The sequence below is a fragment of the Adonisia turfae CCMR0081 genome (assembly GCF_011009555.1).
Classification (GTDB): Bacteria; Cyanobacteriota; Cyanobacteriia; order Phormidesmidales; family Phormidesmidaceae; genus Leptothoe; species Leptothoe turfae.
Genome location: NZ_QXHD01000004.1, coordinates 4,162,372 through 4,186,708, shown reverse-complemented (window position 1 = coordinate 4,186,708; position 24,337 = coordinate 4,162,372). Strand labels below are relative to the sequence as shown.

The 24,337-nt window shown below is 46.0% G+C and carries 21 protein-coding genes, 1 tRNA gene and 1 pseudogene; 7 read left to right on the top strand and 16 right to left on the bottom strand.

The window, feature by feature from the left end:
- The 3 genes and pseudogenes from DXZ20_RS22110 to DXZ20_RS22100 form a co-directional block, all read left to right on the top strand.
- Positions 1-241 (top strand): annotated as a pseudogene (locus DXZ20_RS22110) (hypothetical protein); the annotation flags it as partial.
- Between the two features lie 335 nt (positions 242-576).
- On the top strand, positions 577-2,037 hold the full coding sequence (locus DXZ20_RS22105; RefSeq protein WP_163661522.1) for a serine/threonine protein kinase: 1,461 nt from the start codon (positions 577-579) through the stop codon (positions 2,035-2,037).
- Between the two features lie 393 nt (positions 2,038-2,430).
- A complete protein-coding gene (locus DXZ20_RS22100; protein WP_163661520.1) occupies positions 2,431-3,951 on the top strand; it encodes a serine/threonine protein kinase in 1,521 nt (506 codons plus the stop codon).
- Between the two features lie 21 nt (positions 3,952-3,972).
- Here the strand turns inward: DXZ20_RS22100 and DXZ20_RS22095 are convergent, their stop codons facing one another.
- The 6 genes from DXZ20_RS22095 to DXZ20_RS22070 form a co-directional block, all read right to left on the bottom strand.
- Positions 3,973-4,842: a universal stress protein gene (locus DXZ20_RS22095; protein WP_163700755.1), complete on the bottom strand. Its 870-nt coding sequence runs from the start codon at positions 4,840-4,842 to the stop codon at positions 3,973-3,975.
- A gap of 88 nt (positions 4,843-4,930) precedes the next feature.
- A complete protein-coding gene (locus DXZ20_RS22090; protein ID WP_163661516.1) occupies positions 4,931-5,662 on the bottom strand; it encodes a PP2C family protein-serine/threonine phosphatase in 732 nt (243 codons plus the stop codon).
- Between the two features lie 26 nt (positions 5,663-5,688).
- A complete protein-coding gene (locus DXZ20_RS22085) occupies positions 5,689-7,365 on the bottom strand; it encodes an ABC1 kinase family protein (protein WP_348917900.1) in 1,677 nt (558 codons plus the stop codon).
- Between the two features lie 276 nt (positions 7,366-7,641).
- The gene (locus DXZ20_RS22080) at positions 7,642-7,941 is read right to left on the bottom strand and encodes a DUF6825 family protein (RefSeq protein ID WP_006515793.1); all 300 of its coding nucleotides are present in this window, start codon (positions 7,939-7,941) and stop codon (positions 7,642-7,644) included.
- 121 nt (positions 7,942-8,062) lie between these two features.
- Entirely contained in the window at positions 8,063-8,623 is a 561-nt protein-coding gene (locus DXZ20_RS22075) for a hypothetical protein (RefSeq protein WP_250565878.1), read from the bottom strand.
- 413 nt (positions 8,624-9,036) lie between these two features.
- Positions 9,037-11,778, bottom strand: a complete 2,742-nt coding sequence (locus DXZ20_RS22070) for a CBS domain-containing protein (protein ID WP_163700749.1) — start codon at positions 11,776-11,778, stop codon at positions 9,037-9,039.
- A gap of 277 nt (positions 11,779-12,055) precedes the next feature.
- On the opposite strand from DXZ20_RS22070, the gene psbZ reads away from it, so the two are divergent.
- From psbZ to DXZ20_RS22055, 3 genes are all read left to right on the top strand, one after another.
- A complete protein-coding gene (psbZ, locus tag DXZ20_RS22065) occupies positions 12,056-12,244 on the top strand; it encodes a photosystem II reaction center protein PsbZ (RefSeq protein ID WP_006515790.1) in 189 nt (62 codons plus the stop codon).
- Positions 12,245-12,382: 138 nt separating this feature from the next.
- Positions 12,383-12,922 carry a 6,7-dimethyl-8-ribityllumazine synthase gene (gene ribH, locus DXZ20_RS22060; RefSeq protein ID WP_163661508.1) on the top strand — a complete coding sequence of 180 codons (540 nt, stop codon included), beginning with the start codon at positions 12,383-12,385 and terminating at the stop codon, positions 12,920-12,922.
- A 143-nt stretch (positions 12,923-13,065) separates the two neighbouring features.
- Positions 13,066-13,137: transfer RNA gene (locus DXZ20_RS22055), tRNA-Gly, on the top strand.
- A gap of 252 nt (positions 13,138-13,389) precedes the next feature.
- Here DXZ20_RS22055 and DXZ20_RS22050 read toward each other — a convergent pair.
- Entirely contained in the window at positions 13,390-14,271 is an 882-nt protein-coding gene (locus DXZ20_RS22050) for an MBL fold metallo-hydrolase (RefSeq protein ID WP_163661506.1), read from the bottom strand.
- Positions 14,272-14,616: 345 nt separating this feature from the next.
- Positions 14,617-15,450 (bottom strand): 5'/3'-nucleotidase SurE, encoded by an 834-nt coding sequence (gene surE, locus DXZ20_RS22045; RefSeq protein WP_163700746.1) that lies wholly within the window; start codon positions 15,448-15,450, stop codon positions 14,617-14,619.
- Between the two features lie 71 nt (positions 15,451-15,521).
- Between surE and pheS the strand changes: the two genes are divergently transcribed.
- Positions 15,522-16,514 carry a phenylalanine--tRNA ligase subunit alpha gene (pheS, locus tag DXZ20_RS22040; RefSeq protein WP_163661502.1) on the top strand — a complete coding sequence of 331 codons (993 nt, stop codon included), beginning with the start codon at positions 15,522-15,524 and terminating at the stop codon, positions 16,512-16,514.
- 136 nt (positions 16,515-16,650) lie between these two features.
- On the opposite strand, the gene msrA is transcribed toward pheS, so the two are convergent.
- The 8 genes from msrA to thyX all read right to left on the bottom strand — a co-directional run bounded on the left by msrA (position 16,651) and on the right by thyX (position 24,159).
- Entirely contained in the window at positions 16,651-17,325 is a 675-nt protein-coding gene (gene msrA, locus DXZ20_RS22035) for a peptide-methionine (S)-S-oxide reductase MsrA (protein ID WP_163700743.1), read from the bottom strand.
- Between the two features lie 149 nt (positions 17,326-17,474).
- Complete coding sequence (locus tag DXZ20_RS22030; protein ID WP_006515784.1) at positions 17,475-17,795, bottom strand: STAS domain-containing protein; 321 nt, start codon at positions 17,793-17,795, stop codon at positions 17,475-17,477.
- 176 nt (positions 17,796-17,971) lie between these two features.
- Positions 17,972-19,612, bottom strand: coding sequence for a DUF3352 domain-containing protein (locus DXZ20_RS22025; RefSeq protein ID WP_163700740.1), 1,641 nt, complete (start codon positions 19,610-19,612; stop codon positions 17,972-17,974).
- 145 nt (positions 19,613-19,757) lie between these two features.
- A complete protein-coding gene (lexA, locus tag DXZ20_RS22020) occupies positions 19,758-20,363 on the bottom strand; it encodes a transcriptional repressor LexA (protein ID WP_163661497.1) in 606 nt (201 codons plus the stop codon).
- Between the two features lie 342 nt (positions 20,364-20,705).
- Positions 20,706-21,842 carry an RNA polymerase sigma factor RpoD gene (gene rpoD, locus DXZ20_RS22015; RefSeq protein ID WP_163700736.1) on the bottom strand — a complete coding sequence of 379 codons (1,137 nt, stop codon included), beginning with the start codon at positions 21,840-21,842 and terminating at the stop codon, positions 20,706-20,708.
- A gap of 583 nt (positions 21,843-22,425) precedes the next feature.
- Positions 22,426-22,668 (bottom strand): hypothetical protein, encoded by a 243-nt coding sequence (locus DXZ20_RS22010; protein WP_163661493.1) that lies wholly within the window; start codon positions 22,666-22,668, stop codon positions 22,426-22,428.
- Positions 22,669-22,880: 212 nt separating this feature from the next.
- A complete protein-coding gene (locus DXZ20_RS22005; protein ID WP_163661491.1) occupies positions 22,881-23,264 on the bottom strand; it encodes a response regulator in 384 nt (127 codons plus the stop codon).
- 172 nt (positions 23,265-23,436) lie between these two features.
- Entirely contained in the window at positions 23,437-24,159 is a 723-nt protein-coding gene (gene thyX, locus DXZ20_RS22000; RefSeq protein ID WP_163661489.1) for an FAD-dependent thymidylate synthase, read from the bottom strand.
- Between the last annotated feature and the right edge of the window lie 178 nt (positions 24,160-24,337).

Genomic DNA, 24,337 nt, shown 5'->3' with positions numbered 1-24,337 from the left:
CGATCGTCAATACACATTTGTATTGCAGCACAGTGTCCTTGGGCGAGTAGAAGGTGAAGGTTGGATCGCCCCTAGTTCAATTGTTCAACAATACTGGGCACTGCAGGATAGACAAATGCGTACCGGGTTTGAAACCCTCTACCGCCTAAGTCCAAAGCGATATCATTTCTCCGGAGGCATTATGGCAGGTCATCATCTGACCAGCACCATGGAAGCTGTCGTTGAACGTCATCAGAGTTAGGCTGATGAAACTATTCTTCAAGTTGCTATCAATTCGCCCTGGGAGTTTGCTTAGTCCTATGTATTGATAGATAGTCGAACTCTCAAATTGTGTTTTTAGACACCAAGGCTAATAAAATTTGGGCGTTGCTGATCCCCGGGAGGATTTAATCTGACAATGCTGATGTGGGGCAATTTTGTCAGATCGATTCATCCCTGAAATCAGCAACGGTAAAATTAGCTACTTAATTCTCTAGACTGGGAATTAAGGCTGAATGAGCTTGCTTTATAAGCTCGCACTGTCAACCTTGCAAAAATCGCAGTGGCTATATTGTTGGTTTAGAAGCGCAGCGTTCAATGACAGACAATAACTTCGGTCGTAGACTTGCCAATCGCTATGAGCTCATGGACTCCATAGGCCAAGGCTCCATGGGAAAAGTCTATTTGGCCAAAGACACGCTGCTTGGTGGTGTGCCGGTTGCTGTTAAATTTTTGGCTCAAACCCTGCTAAATGAGCAAATGACCCAGCGATTTATGCATGAGGCCATGACCTGTGCCCAGCTGGGAAATAACAGTATCCATGTCGTCAGAGTTACCGATTATGGTGTGGCTGATGATGGTGTGCCGTTCTACGTCATGGAATATCTGAAGGGCAAAAATCTGGGCCAAGTGATTCAGTCTCATCCCCTACCAGTCAAACGATTTCTCGATTTTACTAGACAAATTTGTTTAGGCCTTCAGACAGCTCATAAAGGCATTATTCTCGATGGTCAGCTTGTGCCTATTATTCATCGAGATATCAAACCTAGCAATATTCTGGTCACTCAAAGTGCCAGTGTAGGGGAGCTGGTCAAGGTTTTAGATTTTGGTATTGCGAAGTTGACGCAAGCCGGTATCAGTGAGCAAACCAGCAGCTTTTTGGGAACCTTAGCCTACGCGTCACCAGAGCAGATGGAAGGTCAAGAGCTGGATAGTCGTTCTGACATCTACAGCTTGGGTGTCATGATGTACCAGATGTTGACAGGTACGCTGCCATTATGTCCGAAGGTTAATACGTTTGGAGGCTGGTATAAAGCCCACCGTTCTCAAGAACCAACACCCTTAGATGGGTTATCGCCCTATGGCACATTGCCGCAACGGCTCAAAGAAGCAGTAATGGGGTGTTTAGCCAAGGAACGGTCCCGGCGACCGACTAGCGTTAGCCATTTGCTGGCACATCTTGAAGGGGCTGTTGACAGTCCCATGTCAGCCTTTCTAAGGTCAGCGAAAGATCCCGAAGAGCTGCCACAAGAGTCTGAGGAAGAGCGGTTTTACCGGCAGCAAGTATGGCCGAAGGATAAGCCGATTGCTGAGATTGTTTTTCCAAAACTCTTGACTATGGGCGAACGCCAATTGCCTACACTGTGGGTTATGCTATCTGCGCAAGAAATAGAGCAACGCGTTAGTAACACCGGCTACAACAATTTTTTATGTACCCTTAACCCTCATCCCATGGTTCTATGGGTGACGGCGTTTCACAGTAAAGTTCAAGGGCCTCGATGGCTATCTAGCTATCTAGATCTTAAAAACCCTTACCATGGAAAAATTATTTGGCATTTAGGGGGAAACGGTAGTTATCGTGTGCTGTTTTTCGCTAAAGACTTTCCTAACCAATTTGTTGATTCTCGCCGTTTACATATTGCTCCCCCTCAGCGAAAACTCCTTAAGGAATGGGTGCTGAGGGCACGTACGACTATCTCAGTAGGTAGTTCCCAGGACAGTAAAAGTATGCTGAGAAAAGAGCTGAATACCAATCTAAAGCCTCAGATGCTCTGGTAGATCTGGCACTGTTGCTCTCTATAGAATGGGGGTGTGTTAGACAAAACGGGTATTTTAAGAACAGTTAAAACGTTCTTAAAGCTAGTGAAGTTCGAATCGGGAGGAATTCTGGTTTGTTGCGATTTAACATGCTGATTGCCCTTTAGATGGGGCAAAATCGCTACACTGCCATCACCTATTTTCTAAAATACTTTTATTGCTAAGCTACCAGTTGTGTCTCTGGGGCATTACAGCGAAAAGGGGCGGGGCAACCTAGTTTACGACGAGTAGCAACCTTGATGTCATAGGTCTTGATGCGTTGATTTGTGGCTGTAGCTGAGTGTTTTAGGTTTTTCGCTATTCTCAGCAATAGGACCAACGCTATGTATTATTTGCTTAGAAAAACAGCCTTACATGACAGACAGTAATTTCGGTCGCAGACTTGCCAATCGCTATGAGCTCATGGACTCAATAGGTCAAGGCTCCATGGGTAAAGTCTATTTGGCTGAAGATATGCTCCTCGGAGGTGTTCCTGTTGCTGTTAAATTCCTTTCTCAAACCCTGCTTAATGAGCATATGGCCCAGCGGTTTATGCGTGAGGCCATGACCTGTGCTCAGCTAGGAAACAATAGTATGCATGTCGTCAGGGTTACCGATTATGGTGTGACGGATGACGAGATTCCCTTCTACGTTATGGAATATTTGAAGGGAAAAAATTTAGGCCAGGTCATTCACCCAACTCCTTTGCCTATTCCACGTTTTCTCGACTTTATTCGCCAGATTTGTTTAGGGCTGGAGACAGCCCATAAAGGCATCGTTCTGAACGGTCAAATTATTCCTATTATTCATCGTGATATTAAACCCAGCAATATCTTGGTTACTCAAAGTGCCAGTGTGGGTGAGCTGGTCAAGATTTTGGATTTTGGTATCGCGAAATTAATTCAAGTTGATAACAGCGAGCAAACCAGCAGTTTTATGGGAACGTTGGCCTATGCATCTCCAGAGCAGATGGAGGGACAAGAGCTTGATCGGCGTTCCGACATTTATAGTCTTGGGGTAATGATGTACCAGATGCTGACAGGTACATTGCCGTTGCGCCCTCGTAATAATACGTTCGGTGGTTGGTATAAAGTCCATCTTTCCCAAGACCCCATACCGTTGGATGGGTTATCACCCTATGGTGTATTACCTAAGGTGTTAAAAGATACGATTCTCCGCTGTCTAGCGAAAGATCGGGCGCAACGGCCTAATAGCGTTAGCCATCTTTTGGATAGTCTAGCGCCTTTAGAAAATCGTTTTGGTCGCTCAATTGATCTGGGTAAGCAGATCAGGGGGACGTTGCGAGAGCTGCCGGTGGTTCCTAAATCGGACCCACCCAACGATTCGGAAGAAGATCGTTTTTGTCGACTACAGATGTGGCCCGAAACTACGCCTGTTGCCGAAATCGTTTTTCCTCAACTGCTCAACATGAGCAATCGTCAGTTGCCTACACTCTGGGCAATGCTGGCTGCGCAAGAAATTAACCAACGAATTGGTAATACGAGTTCTAATAATTTTCTGTGTGTTCGTAATCCCCATCCCATGGTTCTTTGGGTTACAGCGTTCTACAGCAAGACCCATGGAGCACGATGGTTATCTAGTTACCTAGATCTCAAAAATCCTGGTAACCAAAAGTTTGTATGGCATTTGGGTGCGGCGGGGGCCTACCGCATTCTCTTTTTCTCAAAGGAAGCGCCTAACCAGTGTCTAAACTTTCGTCGTTTACACATTGCTCTACCTCAGCAGAAACTTCTGAAAGAATGGGTCCTGATGGCCCGCACGATTGTTCCAATCGGTAGTCCTCGAGATAGTAAAAAGATCCTTAGAAAGGAGCTAAACGATAGCTTAAAACCTCGGATGCTTTTGAGTTTTGAAGCGATGCAATCTGATACTTAACTACAAAGCCACCCCTTACATTTAACTGATGCCGGGAAAATGTATGACTGGATGCCAACTAGAACGTAAGATGGCACTTGTAAAGCTTGGGACCGACCATTTTAAAATCCCTTTGGAGCTGCCTGAGCAAATTGCGATCGCAGATATATCATTTACCTCTGCTGATTTCAAGACTTCACCCTGAGGATCACCCTGGCGAATCTCAGTAAATACCTCTATTCCAAACGCTTCTAAGTCTGCTTTTACCTCAGCCAGTAAAGTCTGAACCTGCTCTTCAGACTCCCTCAGTTCCACACGAATACACTCATCAATGACCCAACAAAGTGTGCACTGCTTAGGATGACCATTGGTTTTAGCTGCTGCTTGGATACGTGAGACTAGATGTTTAGCACTGTTGCTGCCATCGTAGGGAATTAATAAATGGGTAAATAGAGTTTGGCAACGCAACGCCAGCTCTTGCTCACGATAGGTAGCTACCAACTGGGGTCTTAAAATTACAAGCGGTATATTAAGTTGCTTGGTAATCCCCGTGGTTGTGCTACCAAAAAATTTTTCAGCTAAAAGCGAACGCGTGGGAGTCCCCAGAAGCAGTACATCAGTATCGTAGCAGCGCACTGCCTTCTCAATATTATTGATGACACGCCCCGAACGAACATCAACGATAACTGACTTGCCGTCAGGTAGTGCAGCTTCATTAGCTGCCGCGAGCTGCAGTTTGGCTTCTTCAACAGCGTCATCGTTCACTTGAGGAATTTCGCGCTCAGTTGTAATCGAAACATTATGGAAAAAAACTACTGTATCTAAGCCAGACTGAACTAAATCAGGCACAAACTTGATCAGCCGTTGGAGACTATCCTCAAAATCAGTACAGACTAGTGCACTTTTAAACATCTGGCTTCACTCTACCCTCATAGCATTGAGATTCACGCCTAATTTTCTGCTGTAGAGTCCTTATGTGCAACAGTGCTACAGTGGAAAATTAATCTTGAAAGGCTACTACCACTACTGTAATATTGTCCCGTCCACCCCGCTGTTTGGCTGCATCAACCAGAGATTCAACAGCAGTTGGGCATGAACGAATACTCTTTAAATGGGTAGCAATTAGGGGATCAGACAACTCCTCAGTTAATCCATCGCTGCATAACAATAGTCGATCACCCGCATCGACATCCAGTGACTGAATGTCGATGCGGTTTAAATCTTCTCTGCCTAAACATTGGGAAAGCACATGCCGCCAAGGATGATGCTTAGATTCATCGGGAGTCAATTCACCATCTTCGATAGCTTTAGCAACCCAAGTGTGATCGGTGGTAATTTGGTCTAGCTTAGCCCCTCGTAAGCGATAAAGACGAGAGTCACCGACGTGGGCGCACCAGGGATGGTTGTCACAATCTCGGAACATCACTGCTACGGCAGTTGTCCCCATATCTGCCCGCTCAGGATGGTGATATTGGTCTTTTAATATAGCGTCATTAGCTGCGATAAACGCTTTGCGTAGCATTACATCGGGAGCCTCTGAACTCTCCCAATGATTGTCCAGATACTGATAAATAGCTTCTGTCGCTAAACGACTGGCCTCCTGGCCACCAGCATGTCCCCCCATGCCATCTGCAACCACAAAAAAACGGCCTAAATCATCCAGGTAATAAGCATCTTGATTACTAGTGCGTAGCAATCCTGGATCAGTTAAACCGGCAAAAAAGCGTTGCATAAAGCATCTAGGCATAAAGGGAGGAACTAAGGCATACGATCAGTGCGACCAAGACGCATCAAGGCGCGGACTAACGCTATTCCCGAAGCAATGGCGGGTAATATCATACCCAAAGCAACCCATGGTAATTGACTAATTAACAAAAGGGTAGCTGACAGAGTAAACGTGCCCAACAGCAGAGTGTAGTTTGTCATTAAATTGACACTACTAAGGCGACGTATAGCACGATCTGTTTCAATAGAGCGTACTCTTACCCGAATATCGCCTCGATCCAACCGGTCAAGCGAGTCCTCAATTCGCCGTGGCAAGCCAAATGCTGAACTTCCAACTTGAGCGGCTTGACGACCTATTTCGCCGATCAGTCCATTGGTAGAAGAATTAGAAACGTTAGTCATAAGCTGATTAGCAAACGGTTTTGCGGCTTCCATAAAGTTAAAGTCTGGATCTAAGCCTTTCCCGACACCTTCTAATGTGGAAAAAGCTCGCATAACGAATGTAAACGTTGCTGGAAACCGGAAGGGTTGATCGTAGGCAACCGCATACAAATCGTCGCTGATAGCAGTAATGGACTGTTCCTCAAAAGGCTTATCCATGAAGTTATCCAGAATATACTGAATCGAGCGACGCACAGGCCCCATGTCCTCAGTTTCTGTTAACGCACCTAAGTCAATTAGGGACGCCATTACCATATCGGCATTTCGCTGAGATACTCCCATAAAGGTCCGCATCAGACCATCGCGGGTAAGCGGTTGGATCTGCCCCATCATGCCAAAATCATAAAAGATTAAAGCACCATCTGGATTCACAGCAATATTGCCAGGATGAGGATCGGCATGGAAAAAACCATCATTTAGAAGCTGATGCAAGTATGCTTGAGCTCCCAATTGGGCTAGTTGTTGACGATCTAAGCCTGCAGCTTCTAGAGACTCGTAATGACTTATCTTAATGCCTGGCAAATACTCTAAGGTTAATACTCGTCGTGATGCGTAGCGCCAATAAATACGAGGGGCTTTTACCCAATCAATAGCGCGGAAATTACGCCGGAAGGTATCTGCATTGCGACCTTCGTGGAGGAAGTCGATTTCTAACCAAAGAATACGACAGCACTCTTCATAGATGCCGATCCAGTCTCGCCCTCTACCCCACTCAGGATGACTCTGAAAATAATGGGCAATGCCCTTCAAAATCGAAAGGTCTATTTGAAAGAGACGTTGCAAGCCAGGTCGTTGAACTTTAACAACGATTTCTTCACCTGAATGGAGCTGAGCCCGATGTACCTGCCCTAGGCTAGCTGCTGCTAGCGGTATTGGGTCAAAGGTTCGATATAGTTCCCCAATGGGTCTCCCCAAGTCATCCTCAATAATTGCCTTGACTTGTTCATAGCTGAAGGCTGGAACTTGATCCTGGAGTTTAGACAGCTCTTCAACGTATTCAGTGGGAAATAAATCAGAACGAGTGGAGAATAGTTGGCCTAATTTAATGAATGTTGGCCCAAGGTTTAAGAAAGTCAAGCGAATCCAACGAGCTTGGGCGCGTCTTCGAGCCGCCTGTTTTTCAGGTGATATGCCTCCGGCATAACTCCAAGACTTGTTATACAGCCAGCGTTTACCCAAGAAGGATAGAAAAAATGACCAGATATCAACAAATCGCTCTGGACGACTATAACGTCGGTTCCAGCGATAGTTTGTCTCGACTGATGTCACATTAAGCGGTTTGTCGGCAAGCTGTCTTGCTTCTAAGGCTGCATCCGCTACTTCAACTAGGGCTAGTCGGGAATTATCGCCACCATGCCCATTGAGTGAGTGCTCACTAGAACGCTCACTGGACGATGGCTGATCAGTTGTATTGGGAACTGTAGACACGCAGTCTCCTAGATGGCCAGCGGATTCTTATAACTATGAACGGAACGCGAAACTGTTAAGGAACGACGCTCCCACAGTTAGATGTGAGCATCTAACTGTGGGAGCGTCGTCTAGAAATTAAGAAGAACGATATTGCTGTAGAGCAACACGCACTTGAGCAATTTCAGCGCGCAGATTATCGATTGTTGCCTGCAGATCTTCACCTACACCATCATCAGTCTCAGAGTCCATCCCTGCTTGGGAGGATTGAGCCTGTTCAAAAACATCTTCAACAAATCGATGTAGCCATTCTCTCTGCTCAGCGTCAAAGCGGCCAACACCACTCATGCCAGTAGTAATAGCTTCCTCAACTTTTTCACCGATAGCCGTTGCTAAGGCACGTCCCAGAAAGAACGCTTGCAGCGTTGGATTGCTCATAAAAAAAATTACGGATATCTAAGCGACATTATACCCATGGTTTAAGACTACCTGAGCCCAATAACCAAACCCACCCAATATTTTCTAGAGATGGAAACTTTTCTAATCTACTGTAGTTAAGTCAATCTGACAGTAAATCAGATGACTGGATGGGTTCTTCCGGAGCGATAATAATCGGCCCATCTTCAAACTGAGATTCTGACGCGGGCTGTTTGTTAAACCAAGAAGGCGTTTCAGTTAAGGGGATTGTGTAGTCAGCTGGTGGCTCATCGATGAAGCCAGGCTCAGGGGTGAGCTCTCCTCTATTGGTTGAGACTACTGGAGGTAAGGATTCTTCTTCGAAAACTTCGTTCGTAATATCCCGTACAGCATCTTTTTCATTGAAGGTAGCTGGAATTGGGCTAGAAGCATCGTCTAGAATTACAGCTTCCTCAGCAGGAAATTCTTCATCACGGTAGATGTCTTCGCTGACGTTATAGTTTTCGACATCCGTATCGGGAGTATTGGTGTAAACCAACTGAGGGGGCGATATTGAATTTTCTTGATCAATATCAAAGGCATTACGCTCTTTAACTGAGGGTACCTGGGGGGGCCATTCTGCTAACGGAGGAAAGTTTTGTTGGGGATTAAACAGTGGTGCTGGACTCACAGCTAATACTTGAAAACGTAAGGTGCTGCCCATAGCAATACCCAGGGTACTGGCTAAAGCTGCTGTTGCAACTAAAGAGAATAATTTCTGTTTGGAAACTCTGACAGATTTTGGCCTTGAAGTCTTCACAGTGGATCTAGTTGGCGGCGGCATTATCTGCATACGAACACAAAAAGCTTCAGTAAGAAGTCGCTGAAAGTTTTGAGGATAAGAGGATGAAATAACGATGCTGTCTGATAGGCCGCAAGCTTCACTAGAACATTTGACGCTTGCCAGGTGAGTTAAGTGCGGATGGGATTTAATATTTCCTCAATTTCCAACTTTATCGATAGCAGTGGAGAAATGGCAATGGTATTAGCTAAGTAACTTTTATCCTTTATGGCTATATGAACTCGTGTTAGAGGATTTCGACCAATTTAAATTGTTTGCTACTTAACGTCTGTTTGCTACTTAACTTCAAGGGGATAGTGATGATGCAGGTAGGTTTCAGCTGAAGCTATGGAATTGATCTCTCCATCTAGGGTTGCATGGGTTAGAGCAGTCAATATTTGACGATATAGAGGGCCAGGAATGTAACCCAACTGTTTAAGGTGATGTCCATCAATGGGAGGGCAGATGTGAATCAGATGGCTGATGTAATACCAAATGTAAGTGCCAATTGATCGAGGATGGCGTACGCTAATCAGCAATAGGCTAGGCAGGTCGTGGGGGGCTAAGGTCTGATAGATAAAGCTAGGCTGGGGCTGATCAGCGTGCTGAAATTGTTCTAACAATTGATTTTCAACCTGTGCTAGCTGTTGTAATCGCTGAATTGAGCCGAGGGGTAACTGTAAGTTGGTTGCTATTTGCGATCGCACCTCCACCCTTGCCAGCAAAACCTCAAGCCTCATGAGCCAGGCTTCCACACCAATATCTTTGCCCACTTCATCGATAAATCGCTGTCGCCAACGACCGGCCCGATGCATTTGCCGCCATAGGTCTGCATCAATGGTCAAAGATGGATGCAGGCAGCTTAAAGCACCGAGCTTATCCAATAATCCTAGGGACTGAGCCCAGTAATCGGCCTGGAAAATATAGGTCAGCTCAGCTTTAAGTCGTGTTTGCAGGGCTGGCATTCGTTTCTTTGTTTGCTGTGCCTGCAGGTCCGCATAGATGCCGCTATCTACCGCATAACGGATAAAAGTTTCAGTTTGAGAGTCGAGGCCGAAGCCTAAACGCACGGCAAAACGTACAGCTCGAAAAATGCGAGTAGGGTCCTCGATAAAGCTATTGGCATGGAGTACCCGCACCTGGCGCTGCTGGATATCCAAATAGCCTCCAAAAAAGTCTAGCAGCAACCCTGGCTGAGGCGATGTCAGACGAATGGCCATGGCGTTGATGGTAAAGTCACGCCGATAGAGATCTTGGCGAATTGAGCTGGGTTCAACCTCTGGATTGGCAGCGGGATAGGGATAAAACTCGGTGCGGGCGGTGGCAATATCAATCATCAACGGAGCATGGCCAGCCCGTGTCCGCCAGATTAAAGCGGCAGTTTGAAACTCTCCATGGATCTGGAGTTCAGCATCTGGGTACTGCTGTTGTAGCTGCTGGGCCAAAACGATGCCGGCCCCTTCTACAACAGGAGATCGAAAGCTATCTACCACCAAGTCAATGTCTTTGAGGGGCACCATTTGATCGATAGGAGCCAATAATAAATCCCGTACAGCTCCACCCACCAAATAGAGATGCCACCCCTGTTCCTGGGCCGCTAGGGCAATGTGAGTTAACAACGTCCATAGCTCTTTGGACTCTAAAGCTGTGGGATAGGCTTGCAATGACGTTTGTAATCTTTCATATACATTGGTTTTGAGCGGTGTGAGGGCATCGTCATCCACCGCTTGAGGTGGGTACATCTGTCGTAAAACGTCAGTGCGGGTGACAATACCCACCAGCTCATTTCCATCCAGTACGGGCAATCTACCCACGTCATAGGTGACCATCAATGCCTGAATCTTGCTCAGGGGGGTATAAGGCGTGATGGTCTTCAAGTTGAGGGTCATATACCCTTTTACCGGAGCATGACTAAAACCATGGTGTAGCGCTAAGTCAATGTCTCGCCGAGAAATAATTCCCTGTAGTTTCCCGATGTCGTCAGCCACACACAGACCGGCGTGGCCATAGCGCAGTAAAATGCGCTGTGCATCCGCTACCGTAGTTGTTGGTCGGATAGTCCGTACTGGCGAAGACATAACATCCTGAGCTGTGACTGATTGGGTGTGGGATTGGACAACAGCATCACAGAGTTGATGGAAAATGGTTTCAGGTTCATCGGAAGTGAGATTCGCCGATGCCGCACAGACATGACCTCCGCCACCATGGGGTTGGAGCAATGCCCGACAGTTCATGCCGGTTTGAGGGCGGGTACGGCCAATTAATGTCAGCCGAGGTTTGGCCTTAGATGTGTAAACACTCCCTAGCAGTAAACTATCCAAACCTAATAGAGCTATTAAATGACTGGCCAACCCTGAGAGCCCAGGTACAAAATTGTCTGTTTTTAGATAGATAGTGCCTATGGTGTAGCCTTCGATTTGCTGAATTTTTGTGGTGTCCAGGGCTGTGCTCAGAAAATTTTGGAGGGTGGTTGATAAACCGGGTTCCACTGCTTCAGCAATGGTTTGCTGATTTGCCCCTTGTTCCATTAACCAGGCCAGGGCATAGGCGTCTCGAGCTGTGGCCTGGGCGAATGTCAATGAACCCGTGTCGACATGGATACCGAGGGCCATGACTGTGGCTTGGGTAGAGGAAATCTGTCTGTCAGACTGTTGTAAGGCTTCCACCACAAGGGTGGTAGTGGCTCCTACCGCCTCAATATGGGTTTTGCCAGGCATATCAGGAGAAGACTCCGTATGGTGGTCATAAATTGTGATGGGTAGCTGGGTTGCGATCGCATGTTCAATCCAAGCGGCGGCGGTTCCTACCCGATGACGTTGGTGAGTGTCTACCAACGTAATTGAACGAATCATAGACGTCGTCACCGCCCGTCGTTCAATCAGGGGATACTCATCCCGATGCAGGGCTAAAAAGGATTTGACGGCTGGATGAGCACCACCGGTCAGTACAATCCGACTGCCCGGATTCAGGCAAGCCAAGCCAACCGCTGCTCCCAACGTGTCAAAATCTGCAGTGGTATGGCAAAGAATTAAGTCCATAGGAGATCCATCAGCCCAAGCAACTGACTTGTCGATGGCAATCTGCAAATATTAGTTCAGAAAAATTAATCCCAAGGGATTCAAATAAAACGCTTTCTTTAAGTACCTAATATTTGATAGCTTACTAAGCAGAGCAATCAGTGCTCCATACTGTATCACCATCGATAGATTAAGATGCTTGCCCAGCTTTAGAGGCGAAATTCTATTCGGTTAATATGGCAGTTTTCCGACTGGGCACGGTGAATCAGATTTTTTGCTGTCTTGAGAGTGGCGCGTTATGTCTATCCTGTTTCAACTGTTTCTGTTTGTTCTGGTAGTTTGGTCTTTCGTTATGGTTATTGGGGTTCCCGTGGCCTATGCTTCACCCCAAAACTGGGATCAATCCAAGCGATTGATATTCCTTGGCTCTATTATCTGGGCAGTCCTGGTAATTGTAGTAGGTAGTCTGAATTATTTTGTGGTGTAAGCTATTATTTCGAAACCTAGTTTTGGGCACTTAAGCAGCTGTCATTGCTGAGTGTTTTACTGGTGAAAAATATTTGCTGTCGGGTGGTAAGGTCATTGAGACCTACCACCTTATTTTTTTGAAAAAGTAGAGAACTCCATGGCTGTTTTTGAAGGAAGTTTCGACCGTGCCAGCGCTGCTAAATTTGCAATCGTAATTGGTCGATTCAATGATTTGGTTACTAACAAATTGCTAGAGGGATGCCAGGATTGCTTAAAGCGCCATGGTGTAAATGTAGACCCCAATGGTAATCAAGTAGACTACGCCTGGGTCCCTGGTAGCTTTGAAGTGGCTTTAGTGGCCCGACAGCTGGCTCTCAGTGGACAATACGATGCCATCATTTGTTTAGGGGCTGTCATTCGTGGTCAAACCCCTCACTTTGACTATGTTGCGGCTGAAGTTTCTAAAGGTATTGCAGCAGCAGGGTTTCAAACTGGCGTTCCAGTGGTGTTTGGTATTTTAACCACCGACTCTATGCAACAGGCGTTAGAACGAGCAGGCATCAAAAGCAACTTAGGTTGGAATTACGCCATGAGTGCCTTAGAGATGGCTAGTCTAATGTCTCAGTTGCCTAAACCAGTTAATGCTCTGGAGATGTCCAGTGTGATGCCTCAATTGCCCAAATCTGCAGAGGTCTGATGGTTAGGGCGTTGGCGACTTGGGGGTACCTTGAATTCGGAACTCTCAAGTTCTTAAAACCCACTCCAGAAAGTTTTTTTAGAATTTGTTTGACAAGGAAAAACTTTCTGTGGCATCCTTGATAAGGTCGAAACAAGGCAAATGCGGGTGTAGCTCAGTGGTAGAGCGTCACCTTGCCAAGGTGAATGTCGCGCGTTCGAATCGCGTCACCCGCTTCCAAAATGGATTATAGGTGAGTCTAGTCGACGGCTTTGTAATCTGCTTTACAGATTTGATTGCTATCAAGGTTATGTCTAGACAAGGTGTATTTAGGTGATTAGGCTATCTGAATAAATTTTTTCAGATGCATAGTTTAAGCGTTTTTGCCTCTGCATTATCAGACTTCCAGGCTTTTAATTTGCACCTACTGGCAGTGCATCTGGTCAATGTGGTTGCGTCAGTCTACATGTTTAGAGTCGTCCGTCAGCTTAGCGTTGAGCTAATTCGAGCGCTTTCAATTCGGCGAGATCTAGAATCATGCCCTCGCGAGCCACAATGCTATTGGGAAACGCAGCAGCAGTCTTGCGACCAATATCGTCCATAAAGTCATCATCATGAAGTGGATCATGATGGAAGACCACTAGTTTTTTCACGTTGGCAGCCTTTGCCAATTTCACTGCTTCTTGCCAGGTGGAATGTCCCCAGCCAACTTTACTGCTAGTTTCAGAGTGATATTCTGCATCGGTGTAGGTACAGTCATAAATCATCACATCTGCATTTTGCGCTAGATATAAGACGTTTTCATCCAGTCTTTCAGGAAAATGCTCCGTATCAGTCACGTAGGCGGCTGCGAGGCCATTCCACTCCACGCGATAACCCACTGCTTCACCTGGATGATTGAGTAAAGCATTGGTTACATTGATGTCTCCAATGGCGACTGTTTCACCAACGGATAGGTCACAGAACTTTAGCTGGGCCTGCATAATCTGCAATGGTACCGGGAAATTAGGATGCAGCATCTGATCGTTAAGACGCTGTTCGATGGTGGCTCCGTTTGGGGAAATGACGCCGTATACCTCAAACTGATTGCTGGGTAAAAAAGCAGGCACAAAAAATGGAAATCCTTGGATGTGATCCCAATGGGAATGGGTGAAAAACATACTGGCCCGTATGGGCGTGCCTTCGTTCAGTAAATGCTGTCCCAGTTCGCGCAAGCCTGTCCCGCCGTCAAAAATCAAATGCTCACCATTAACTCGCATTTCGATACAGGAAGTATTGCCGCCGTAGCGAACTGTTTCTGCACCAGGACAGGGGATACTGCCTCGTACTCCCCAAAAGTGAATCGTAAATTGAGCATTCGAGTCGGACATCAGTGGCTAATAATGACGTTAATGAGGGACGCGAATCTTGCTGAATGGCTATTGACGAGAGTGGTTAAACCCATTAGCGTAGCGTATCCCCCTTTTTTCTAGAGAAATATATGGTAATCAGGAGTAATCTTACCCAGTGATCCATACAAATTGCTTGTAAACCCAGACTGTCTTTATAGATCAAGCCATAGTGCGCACATTGGCCATCGTTAAGATTTTTACATCCGAGCTGACTTCATCGCATGGTTAGGCGTTTGAATAAGCATTTTTAGGTTAGGCCATCTTGCTTACAGCCAGTTTGCCCAAAGCTTTATCGAAAGTAGGCGCAAGGCATGCCTCTTCTTGCTAGCAAGGCAGCAGCTGAGGTAAATGGCTTTGTAGGCTCGCTAAGTCACTATAAGCTGTGAGGTCGTAGTGTAGAGGTGTGACTGTAATATAGCCAGCTTTAATCGCTTTTACGTCGGTGGTAAACCGATTCATAAAGTCAATAGTCTGCGCCTGATTCAAACTATTGGGTAAGCCATGGGATAGTTCGCTGTCGCTTTCTTCTAAGACTTCTCCTGCCAGCCAGTAATAGGTTTTTCCACGGGGATCAATGCGTTTCTCAAAAAGATCTCGGTACCGACGTATCCCTAGGCGGGTTACCGTTATTCCCTGTATTTTGGATTTCGTTATCGGTGGAATATTGAGGTTGAGGAGTAATGGCTGATCGAGCTGTGTCAGCGTTTGCACTAACTGGCAGGCATAATCTGCTGCAGGTTGAAAATCTGAATAATGAAAACTGGCTAAGCTAAGGGCTACACTAGGGATGCCTTCTAGCAAGCCTTCCATGGCTGCTGATACGGTGCCTGAGTAGAGGACGTCATTACCTAAATTGGCTCCGTGATTAATGCCTGAAAGTACGCAATCAGGTGCTGTGTCTAACAGGGCGTCGAGGGCAAGTTTTACACAATCGGCTGGGGTACCTGAACAGGCCCATGCCTGAATGCTTTCATGGTAAACAGAGGGGACCTGTTCGGCTCGAATCGGGCGGTGCATCGTAATGCCGTGACCTGTGGCGGATCTTTCACGGTCGGGACAAACTACGGTCACGTCATGACCTTTGGATGCCAGGGTATTGGCGAGGGTACGAATGCCAGTGGCGAAAATACCGTCATCGTTGCTGATTAATAGTTTCATAGGGAATCAAAGCTTAGGTGTAGACTAAAGGTTGTCTTTTGTGACCCTCCCGTTTCAACTTTTTGGCCAGTATGACCACCGACCTAGAGCAGCAACTGAGTACATTACAGCAAGAAGCCAGCGATGCGATCGCAACCTTAAGTAACCTCGACGAACTCGACCAGTTTCGGGTGAGCTATTTGGGCAAAAAAGGTAAGCTTTCCAAAATCTTAGGCGGTATGGGCAAACTCTCTGCCGAAGATCGCCCTCGCATAGGGGCCTTGGCTAATCAGGTCAAGACAGTGCTGCAAACTAGCATTGACGAGCGTAAAACCGCTTTGCAAGATGCCAAAATCCAAGCGCAGCTAGAGGCTGAAACCTTAGACGTGTCAATGCCTGGAACATACTTACCCCAGGGAAGGGTTCACCCTATCAACAGCATTATTGACCAGATTACCGATATTTTTGTGGGCCTTGGGTATACGGTGGCCAGTGGACCTGAAATCGAAGAGGATTATTACAACTTTGAAGCCCTTAATTTCTTACCTGATCACCCTGCTCGGGATATGCAGGATACCCTCTATTTGCCCAACGGCAAGATGATGCGTACCCATACGTCCAATACCCAAATCCGGTACATGGAAAATCATGAGCCGCCGTTGCGGGCCTTGGCTATGGGGCGCTGCTATCGTCGCGATACAGTTGATGCAACTCATGCGGCAGTGTTCCATCAAATAGAATTTTTTGCTGTTGATAAAAACATCACATTTGCTGATTTACGTGGCACTATCCAACTCTTTTTAGAGGCTTTATTTGGTGAGATTGAGGTCAGATTACGGCCCAGCTATTTCCCATTTACTGAGCCCTCAGCCGAAGTGGATGTGAAATGGAAGGGCAAGTGGTTAGAAGTGCTTGGGTGCGGCATGATTGACCCCAATGTGCTTAAGGCTGTTGGCTATGATCCTGAGGTTTACAGCGGCTTTGCAGCTGGCCTGGGGGTTGAACGCCTGGCGATGGTACAAAGCCAGATTGATGATATTCGTCGGTTGTATGCCAGCGATCTACGCTTTCTCAAGCAGTTTTAGGTTTGAGTGAAGCTTGATGACCGTTCGTTGTTTGTTGGGAAACAGGGACAGCTTTAGTCACAAGCTAACCCCCCTATGGAACATCCATTTGACAGAGGGGATTACTTTAGCTATCTGTTGTGGATGAAACCGTTGATTAACTATCGGATGCCACACCAATACCAATGGGGCAAGCCACATTGGTGCCACCAAGACCACAGTAACCACCAGGATTCTTCGCTAGATACTGCTGATGATAATCTTCAGCATAGTAGAATTCAGGTGCATCCAAAATTTCGGTTGTGATGGTGCCATGACCAGCCTGGGTCAGTGCCTCTTGATACATGGCTAAGGACTTCTCAGCAGCGACTTTTTGCTCAGGAGAGTAGGTATAAATTCCAGACCGGTACTGGGTTCCTACATCGTTACCCTGGCGCATACCTTGAGTAGGGTTATGGCTTTCCCAAAATACTTTTAGCAGTTGCTCGTAGCTAATCACGTTGGCATCAAACACCACCAACACAACTTCGTTATGTCCGGTCATCCCGGAACAAACTTCTCGATAGGTGGGGTTAGGGGTGTAACCTGCGCTATAGCCTACGGATGTTGAAAATACGCCTTCTTGTTGCCAAAAGCGGCGTTCAGCTCCCCAGAAACAACCCAGACCAAACATTGCTGTCTGCATGCCATCGGGAAACGGTGGCTGTAAAGGATTGTGGTTAACGTAATGCTGCTTAGGGACAGGCATCTTATCAGAACGACCTGGCAATGCTTCATTAGTAGACGGCATTGTGCCTTTTTTGCCTAAGCTACCAAGTCCAAAAAACACCATAGATTTGCAATAGATTTAAGAACGCCTATGTCTTAGTCTACTCAATCTAGCCCAGAGTGGTGAGTACTTACTTCGCATTTATAAAAGCAATAGCCCCCTGACAGAGCAAGGGGCTACCAGTACTGAAGCAACTGAATGTTGATTCAAGACTATTTGAGAACACCTGCCTTAAACGCTGCTCGGTCCTCAAAAATTTCAAAGACCCTATCCATGCTGGTTAGTTCAAACAGCATGCGGATTTGATCGTTGATAGAACAAACGTACATGTTGCACCCAGCTGTACGTGCATTTTTCAAACAGGCGACTAAAACGCCCAGACCTGAACTGTCTACAAAAGTGATGTCTTTCAGGTCAATTAGCAATACTTTGGCACCTTTTTCTAGAGCTTCATCAACTTGCTGGCGAAATGCCGAAGTTTGAGTTCCGTCTAAGATACCGCTCGGCTCAATTACATGAACACCTAAGTCCATAGAGATTGTCATGGCTTAATATCAATAAACTATAGTTTAGCTTTACAGATGTTCAAAACTTGCACTTTTGCTCAGTTCGCCATTGGGAGCTGTTGAACTGAAGCAATAGAGAAGTGTTCGTCCCCTTGTACATTAGGCTGTCAGTTTTAGATAGCCATGGTTGCAGTTTAGAACACTTAATCCTTCAACAGAATTGAGATTTTTCCGGCTGATTGATTAACTGTTGGTTGATTGCCAGTGATTGCGATCGCATCAATTGACTGATTCCATGGCTGTAAAATGGGTTCTATCAAGGAAAACCAACGATTACTAGCTAGAAGACGTTCCAGTTCGTTCCAAGTTCCATATAAATATCCTTGGTCAGGGATAGCCATTGATGGCATAGTATGTTGGAACCTTTGAGTATCTGACAGTCGGTTGTCTGGAGCTTCTAAAGCGGCAGTTAAACCATCAATGGACGTCGAAAAAATAGTGTGTGCATCCACATTAGTATGGAGGGCTAAAAGGTCGGTTTCAACCGTAGTTTCTCGATTACGGCTGTTTGCTACCCGAGTTTTTAAGCGACTCCATGCTGTGACAGCTTGATTACCTAGGGTGAACTGACTGACTGTTAACCCTTGGTCCGTTGCAATTGCATCCAGCTGACTGATTAACCTTGGGGCAGGATCCTCCACAGCCATTAACCACGAGCCATCGTTTAATTGACCAATTGCATAGTGGCTAGCTAGAAGCTGAGCAAGCGGTTGTAAGAGTGTCTGGGCTAACTGGGTGGACAGTTGTTCCTGTGCCAGTTGGAGTGGAGCCGGTAGCTGCTGATAATAGCTCAGTTCACTTTGTACTGCCAGCCATAAAGGTCGTAGATCGTGCCCTGTTGCTCCCCAAGCCAGTGATGCGGGTAAATACTTGTCGGAGATATTGGTAGTGGCCTTTAATTTAGAACTCTGGTCTGTTGATTTAGCGGCTGATTTATCTAAAAATGCCCTATTATTCAGAGTCTGTAATTGACTGCTGATTACTAGTTGCTGTTGATGAAATGTCGCTGTTGCAGTTAGCTGCTGCCATTGAAGTGCCGACATAAATCGTGGCTCTGTTGGCGTGGCTAACCCTAGCCAATCAACAAGGTCTGGAATGCGTAAACTTAGCCAGACTGGTGTGCAGCATTCGGATTGTGAGAGCTGCAAAGTAGGCGTCTGGGCAACACGCAGGCTCTGCTGTAAAACTTTTATATCATTGGCAACCAGCAACCTACTCCCACTGATAACTGCGGTGGCTATCTGCTGCTGTGTTTTGGCTAGCTGACCAGTAATGATGGGCACTCCACTGGTCTGGGTGAAAACAGGTTTAGTGCCCGCAATAGTTTGTCGCTGCCAAAACAGCTCTAAGAATTCACGTAGTCGATCACCATCATCTGCATCAACCACCAAAAGGTATCCAACCTGGCGACCATTACTATTATCTTGATCAAGATCCTTATTCGTGATCGCAAAGGCAATATCTTGCCCTAGCCAGGGACGAACATCTTCATCGAGATTAAAATCAAAGGAAGCTATTAGTTGGTCCCTAGCCTGTGATAAAGCCTTGAAAACGTCAGATTTCTCCCAATCTTTGCCAGGTTTAACATCAGTACTCACTACCGCTGTTAACAGTGCATGCTTTGAAACAAACGCTAAAGTTTCACTGCTTGAAAGATGGGACGGTTGATTTGCATCTGAGGATAGCTGGCTGCAGCTGTTGATACCAAGGCTAAGGCATAATAGTGCGATCGCAATTACTATTAATTGCCAACGCCGCCAAGGTATCCCCGACAAATTCACCATAGATAGTCTTGCTCAATCCTGTGCGACTCTAGTTTAGTAGAGCAACGACCCTGGAACTGAGCGAACAATTAACGTTTCAATGCTTAGGCATTGAAACGTGGCAGTAGCTTCTATAAACTAGCTATCAGTGACCCTAAAGTTGAGATTAAATCAAATCTTGGCTACGCCAAACAGCTAATAAGCGACCTTGAATATCAACTTCTTGAGCTGGATAAACCATAGGCTCATAGTTAGAATTGGCAGGTTTAAGCACTACATCATCACCCTGACGATACAAATACTTAAGGGTGGTAGCGCTTTCTACCCGGGCAGCCACAATGGTGCCATCACGAATGCTGTTGGGATCTTCCACTGGACGCATGATGACAAAATCGCCGTTATCAATGAGTGCGTCGATCATGCTATCACCTCGCACGCGCAAAGCGTAATCACGCGACTTAATAGGTAATGAGGAGAGATCAAGGTGTTCTTCAGCAACATCTGAAAAAACTTCAACCATAGAGCCCGCAGCAATGGTGCCTTTCACAGGGACTCCCCCACCCTGCAAGATCCGAATTGTTCTAGCTTTACCCTCATTCCAGTCAATGTAGCCTTTCTTTCTGAGGTGATCGAGACGGCTTTGAATAGGAGCTGGGGACTTTAGCCCCATAGCCCTCATCATTTGACGAATGGAGGGAGAATGCTGATGCTCACGAATGTAATCAGCCAACCAGTTATACAGCTCCTCTTGAGCGTTAGTAAGAGGTTCCATGGGTTACTCACAGGACGAACCATAAGGGAACAAGCGTACCCCTATAAGAACAACAGTACCAACAAAACTGTCTTTTTGTCCACTTGGTTTTGAAACAGATAACAGGATGCTCTAATCACCCCATAAAAATAAGCCGTTGCTGATTTAGGAGATGAATCGATCTGGCAGGATTGCCCTACATCAGTATTTCCCAGATTAAATCCCCCCGAGGTTCAGCAACGGCAAAAATAATACTGAGACTCGGCGGCTACGCTCAATGTCTGTCGACCCAAGCATAAGAAACAGGCCTGAAGGATTCCTTCAAGCCTGAACTAATGAATATGTGCTTGCTACAGTAAATCCTTAGCGGATGTACTCTTTCAGAACACTGTTGCGGTTAGGATGACGCAGCTTACGAAGGGCCTTAGCCTCAATCTGACGAATACGCTCACGAGTCACATTGAAGATTTGGCCGATTTCCTCCAACGTCTTCATACGACCATCATCCAAACCGTAACGTAGACGCAGCACATCGCGCTCGCGGGGACTCAACGTACTTAAGACGCCTTCCAAATCTTCGCGTAAAAGGCTCTTGGATACTTCGTCCTCAGGAGTTTCACCGTCTGATTCAATAAAGTCACCTAGACGCGAATCTTCCTCTTTACCAATGGGCGTTTCCAAAGAAATGGGCAACTGAGCAGATTTAGCAATAAAACGTAGTTTCTCGATGGTCATTTCCATCCGAGTAGCAATTTCTTCCTCGGTAGGCTTACGACCTAGCTCTTGAGATAAAAGTTTGGTGGTTTTCTTGATACGAGAAATAGTTTCGTACAGGTGGACAGGCAGCCGGATAGTACGGGATTGGTCAGCAATCGCACGGGTAATAGCCTGACGAATCCACCAAGTTGCGTAAGTTGAAAACTTATAACCTTTTTCGTGGTCGAATTTCTCAGCAGCACGAATCAAACCCAAGCTGCCCTCTTGAATCAGGTCCTGAAAAGATAGACCACGGTTCATGTACTTCTTGGCGATGGAAACCACCAATCGTAAGTTAGACTGCACCATCTTATCCTTGGCACGGCGTCCAAGGTGAAGACGACGACGAAAGGCCGGTAAAGGCATATCAACAGCCGCTGCCCAATCAGCATCATCGGGCTCGTGATCCATTCCATCGGACAAATCATCGCGAATTCGCTCAAGTTCTAGCAAATCAGCAATCTTACGAGCTAATTCAATCTCTTCTTCTGCCCTTAGTAGACGAATGCGTCCAATTTCTTGTAGGTAAAGTCGAATAGAGTCTTCAGTGTAGTGTTTTTTCTTCGACTGAGCTGATGATGATGATGATGATGAACTACGACGCCGAGTTGTACCTTTAGCAGCCTTAGCACCCTGGATATCTTCCTCGGAACTTGAAAAAGTTTTCCCAGCCTCAGGATCGATTAGCGAATCCAGTTCATTTCTGGGCCTCAAGTCCTCAAGAACAGTATTAGCTTGGGTCATGCCGCTTTCCTCGTATTCCTTCAAATGCAACAGATCAAAATATCAAAACAGAAGATCACCAAACCTAGCAGGTCCATACCAGAGACTCAACATTAAAAGTGCTAAGGCAACTCGATGGACCCCTTGAAGTTTATTAATTAGTGAAAGACTTATCTGATATGGTGAACGAGCTGCCTAGCATAAAGGTCCATAGTTTACAACGGTAAACATTCGCTAACACTTTGAATAGGGATTCCATAGTCAGCAAAGCTTGAAATTTCACTACCAATGTAAAAACTCAGGACCAACTGCTGAAGCTGTCCGTGTTTCTACAGTAGTAACACGCTTTCAACAAAACGCCCAGAGGAATTTGAGCAAGTTGTCATCAATCCATGGTTTTTTATGAACAACTCTGGACTCAATCCCTTTATTTTCAACGGGTTTCAGACTGTATCAATGCACACATTAATTTTGCCTATCAAAAACTAAATAAAATATAAAACTTTTGTGCTTTTGATTTATAGAGCGGTTGTAGAGCTAGTTTGATGGCGTAATTGTTTGAATTAATTTGGGCTAAGGGTGTGCAGGATCAAGGCTATGTGGTTTATGCTTTGTGTTTAAGATTTAACCAAAGGTGACATGCCTGATCTTCGTAGGTTACCAGTATGTCAGCCCCTTGTTGCGCTAGCTGGCTGGCCTGTTGATAAACCTGATGGCGCTGTTTGTAGTCTGCTGTATGTATTCGTTGGAAAAGAGCGTATTGATATTGCATGCCATCTCGCAAGCGCTGGTTGCGCCAAAACTTGAATCGTCTGATTTGCTGGGATTTAAATGATTTAGATGTCACAGATACAGTGTCGCAGAATATACAGTGGCGCAGGATATTTCTTGTTAAGCCGCTAAACTGCTTTAGTCTTTCAACTCTAGATTAGGAAACTCTTGTAGCAGGACAAGCCGCTTGATATTACCTATGGCACTGAGGTCATAAATATGCTTGCCTACCCTGACACCAGGGTAGTTGCTTACAGTAAGCTGTAATCTATCTGTATATCTAAATATCTATAAGATGGCTTTTGCTACAGCTGACTTCACTAGTAAATGCAGCACATCTTTACTAATTGGTTCAACTAGAAATCCATCAACCCCTGGATGCTCTTCTTGCACAGGCCAGCTTGGCTCATGGGATTTGGTCAGGGCTACGATAGTTGTTCCTAAGGGTTTTACAGTTTCTCTTAGTCGATCTACAAAGGCTGATGACCAGTGCTTTTGAGTGCCAGAGAGGATGACTAAATAGGGAATGCTTTCTTCGATACGGGCAACAGCTTGATCGGCTGAATGGGCTACAAATACGGAGCCCTCAACCTGGTTTGAGAGTGATTGGACGACCAGTTCTGTTCCACAGTACTGGTCCAGCAATAAGATGTAACCGCTAGAGCTGTCCATATGCCATTACCCATAAGGCCTATTTCAGCACCCTAAGTCTATGGGGAATGTCTAAAAAACACAGCCCCATGAAAGGTATCGAAAGGCTTCTTAGGGTGGGTTATCAAAGTTGAGAACTAGTACATTCAAGTTAATGAATTGCAAGATTAACCTGTGAAAATGGCAATAATCCTTAAGGCGCAAGACGTGCTTTCTTAAGTCGAGTTGTTTCGTACCAAGTTGCGATCGCAGGTACCCAGCTCTGAAAGTGTGGCCAAATAACTTCACAAAGCTTTTGTGCCTCTAGTTGGGCATCTGCTTTCCAGCGGAGATCTAACAAATGCATGAGCGATCGGACATTAGCCGACATCACCCAATGCTGCCGTACGTCAAAGGGAATCAGGCCTCTCGCATGCTCTTCAGAAAAACCTTGCCCAATGCGAGTTTTGTAGCGCTCACAGGCTTCTAAACACCAGGCGATATCCTGCTGACGAAGCTCCTCAGTATAGGCGTAGTGTTTGCCTTGTCGGTCGCTATAGTCGCCAACAGGACGCAAATAAAAAACATCTTCCACATCCTGTTTCCCGGCTATAACATCTAAAATGCGGGAGCCTGTATAGCGAAAAGACTGAACATCGAAGGAAACCCCGACTCGATGGGTGCGCACTTGTTGCATGGTGGAATGCGGGAACCAGCCACAGTTCAAGATGATTTGAGGGTGTTCTAGGGGGCCATAGTGTCCCCGTCCGCCTCTTAGTAAATTTCGAATGATTAGGTCACCACATTTCTCTTCAGAAGGCCAGTTTTGGCGATCGTTCCAAACAAAACCCTCAGCATAGTCCTGGTGCATCGCAGCGTAAATGGTTTGCTGTGGGTTAGGTGTTTGGGAAATAACTTCGACGGTAAACCGATGCATGGGCAATTGTAAAAAGGAATACTATTAGACAGCGAATGAATTCACGTGTTTAGGGACGACTAAATGTCAGCAACGAACTCACTGATGGATAGTCGACCGATATAGTCTATCGGCAGAGAAGCAACAGCTCAAGCCAGCCTTTCAGAACATGTAGTTTCCTAAAACTAACTAACGAAGT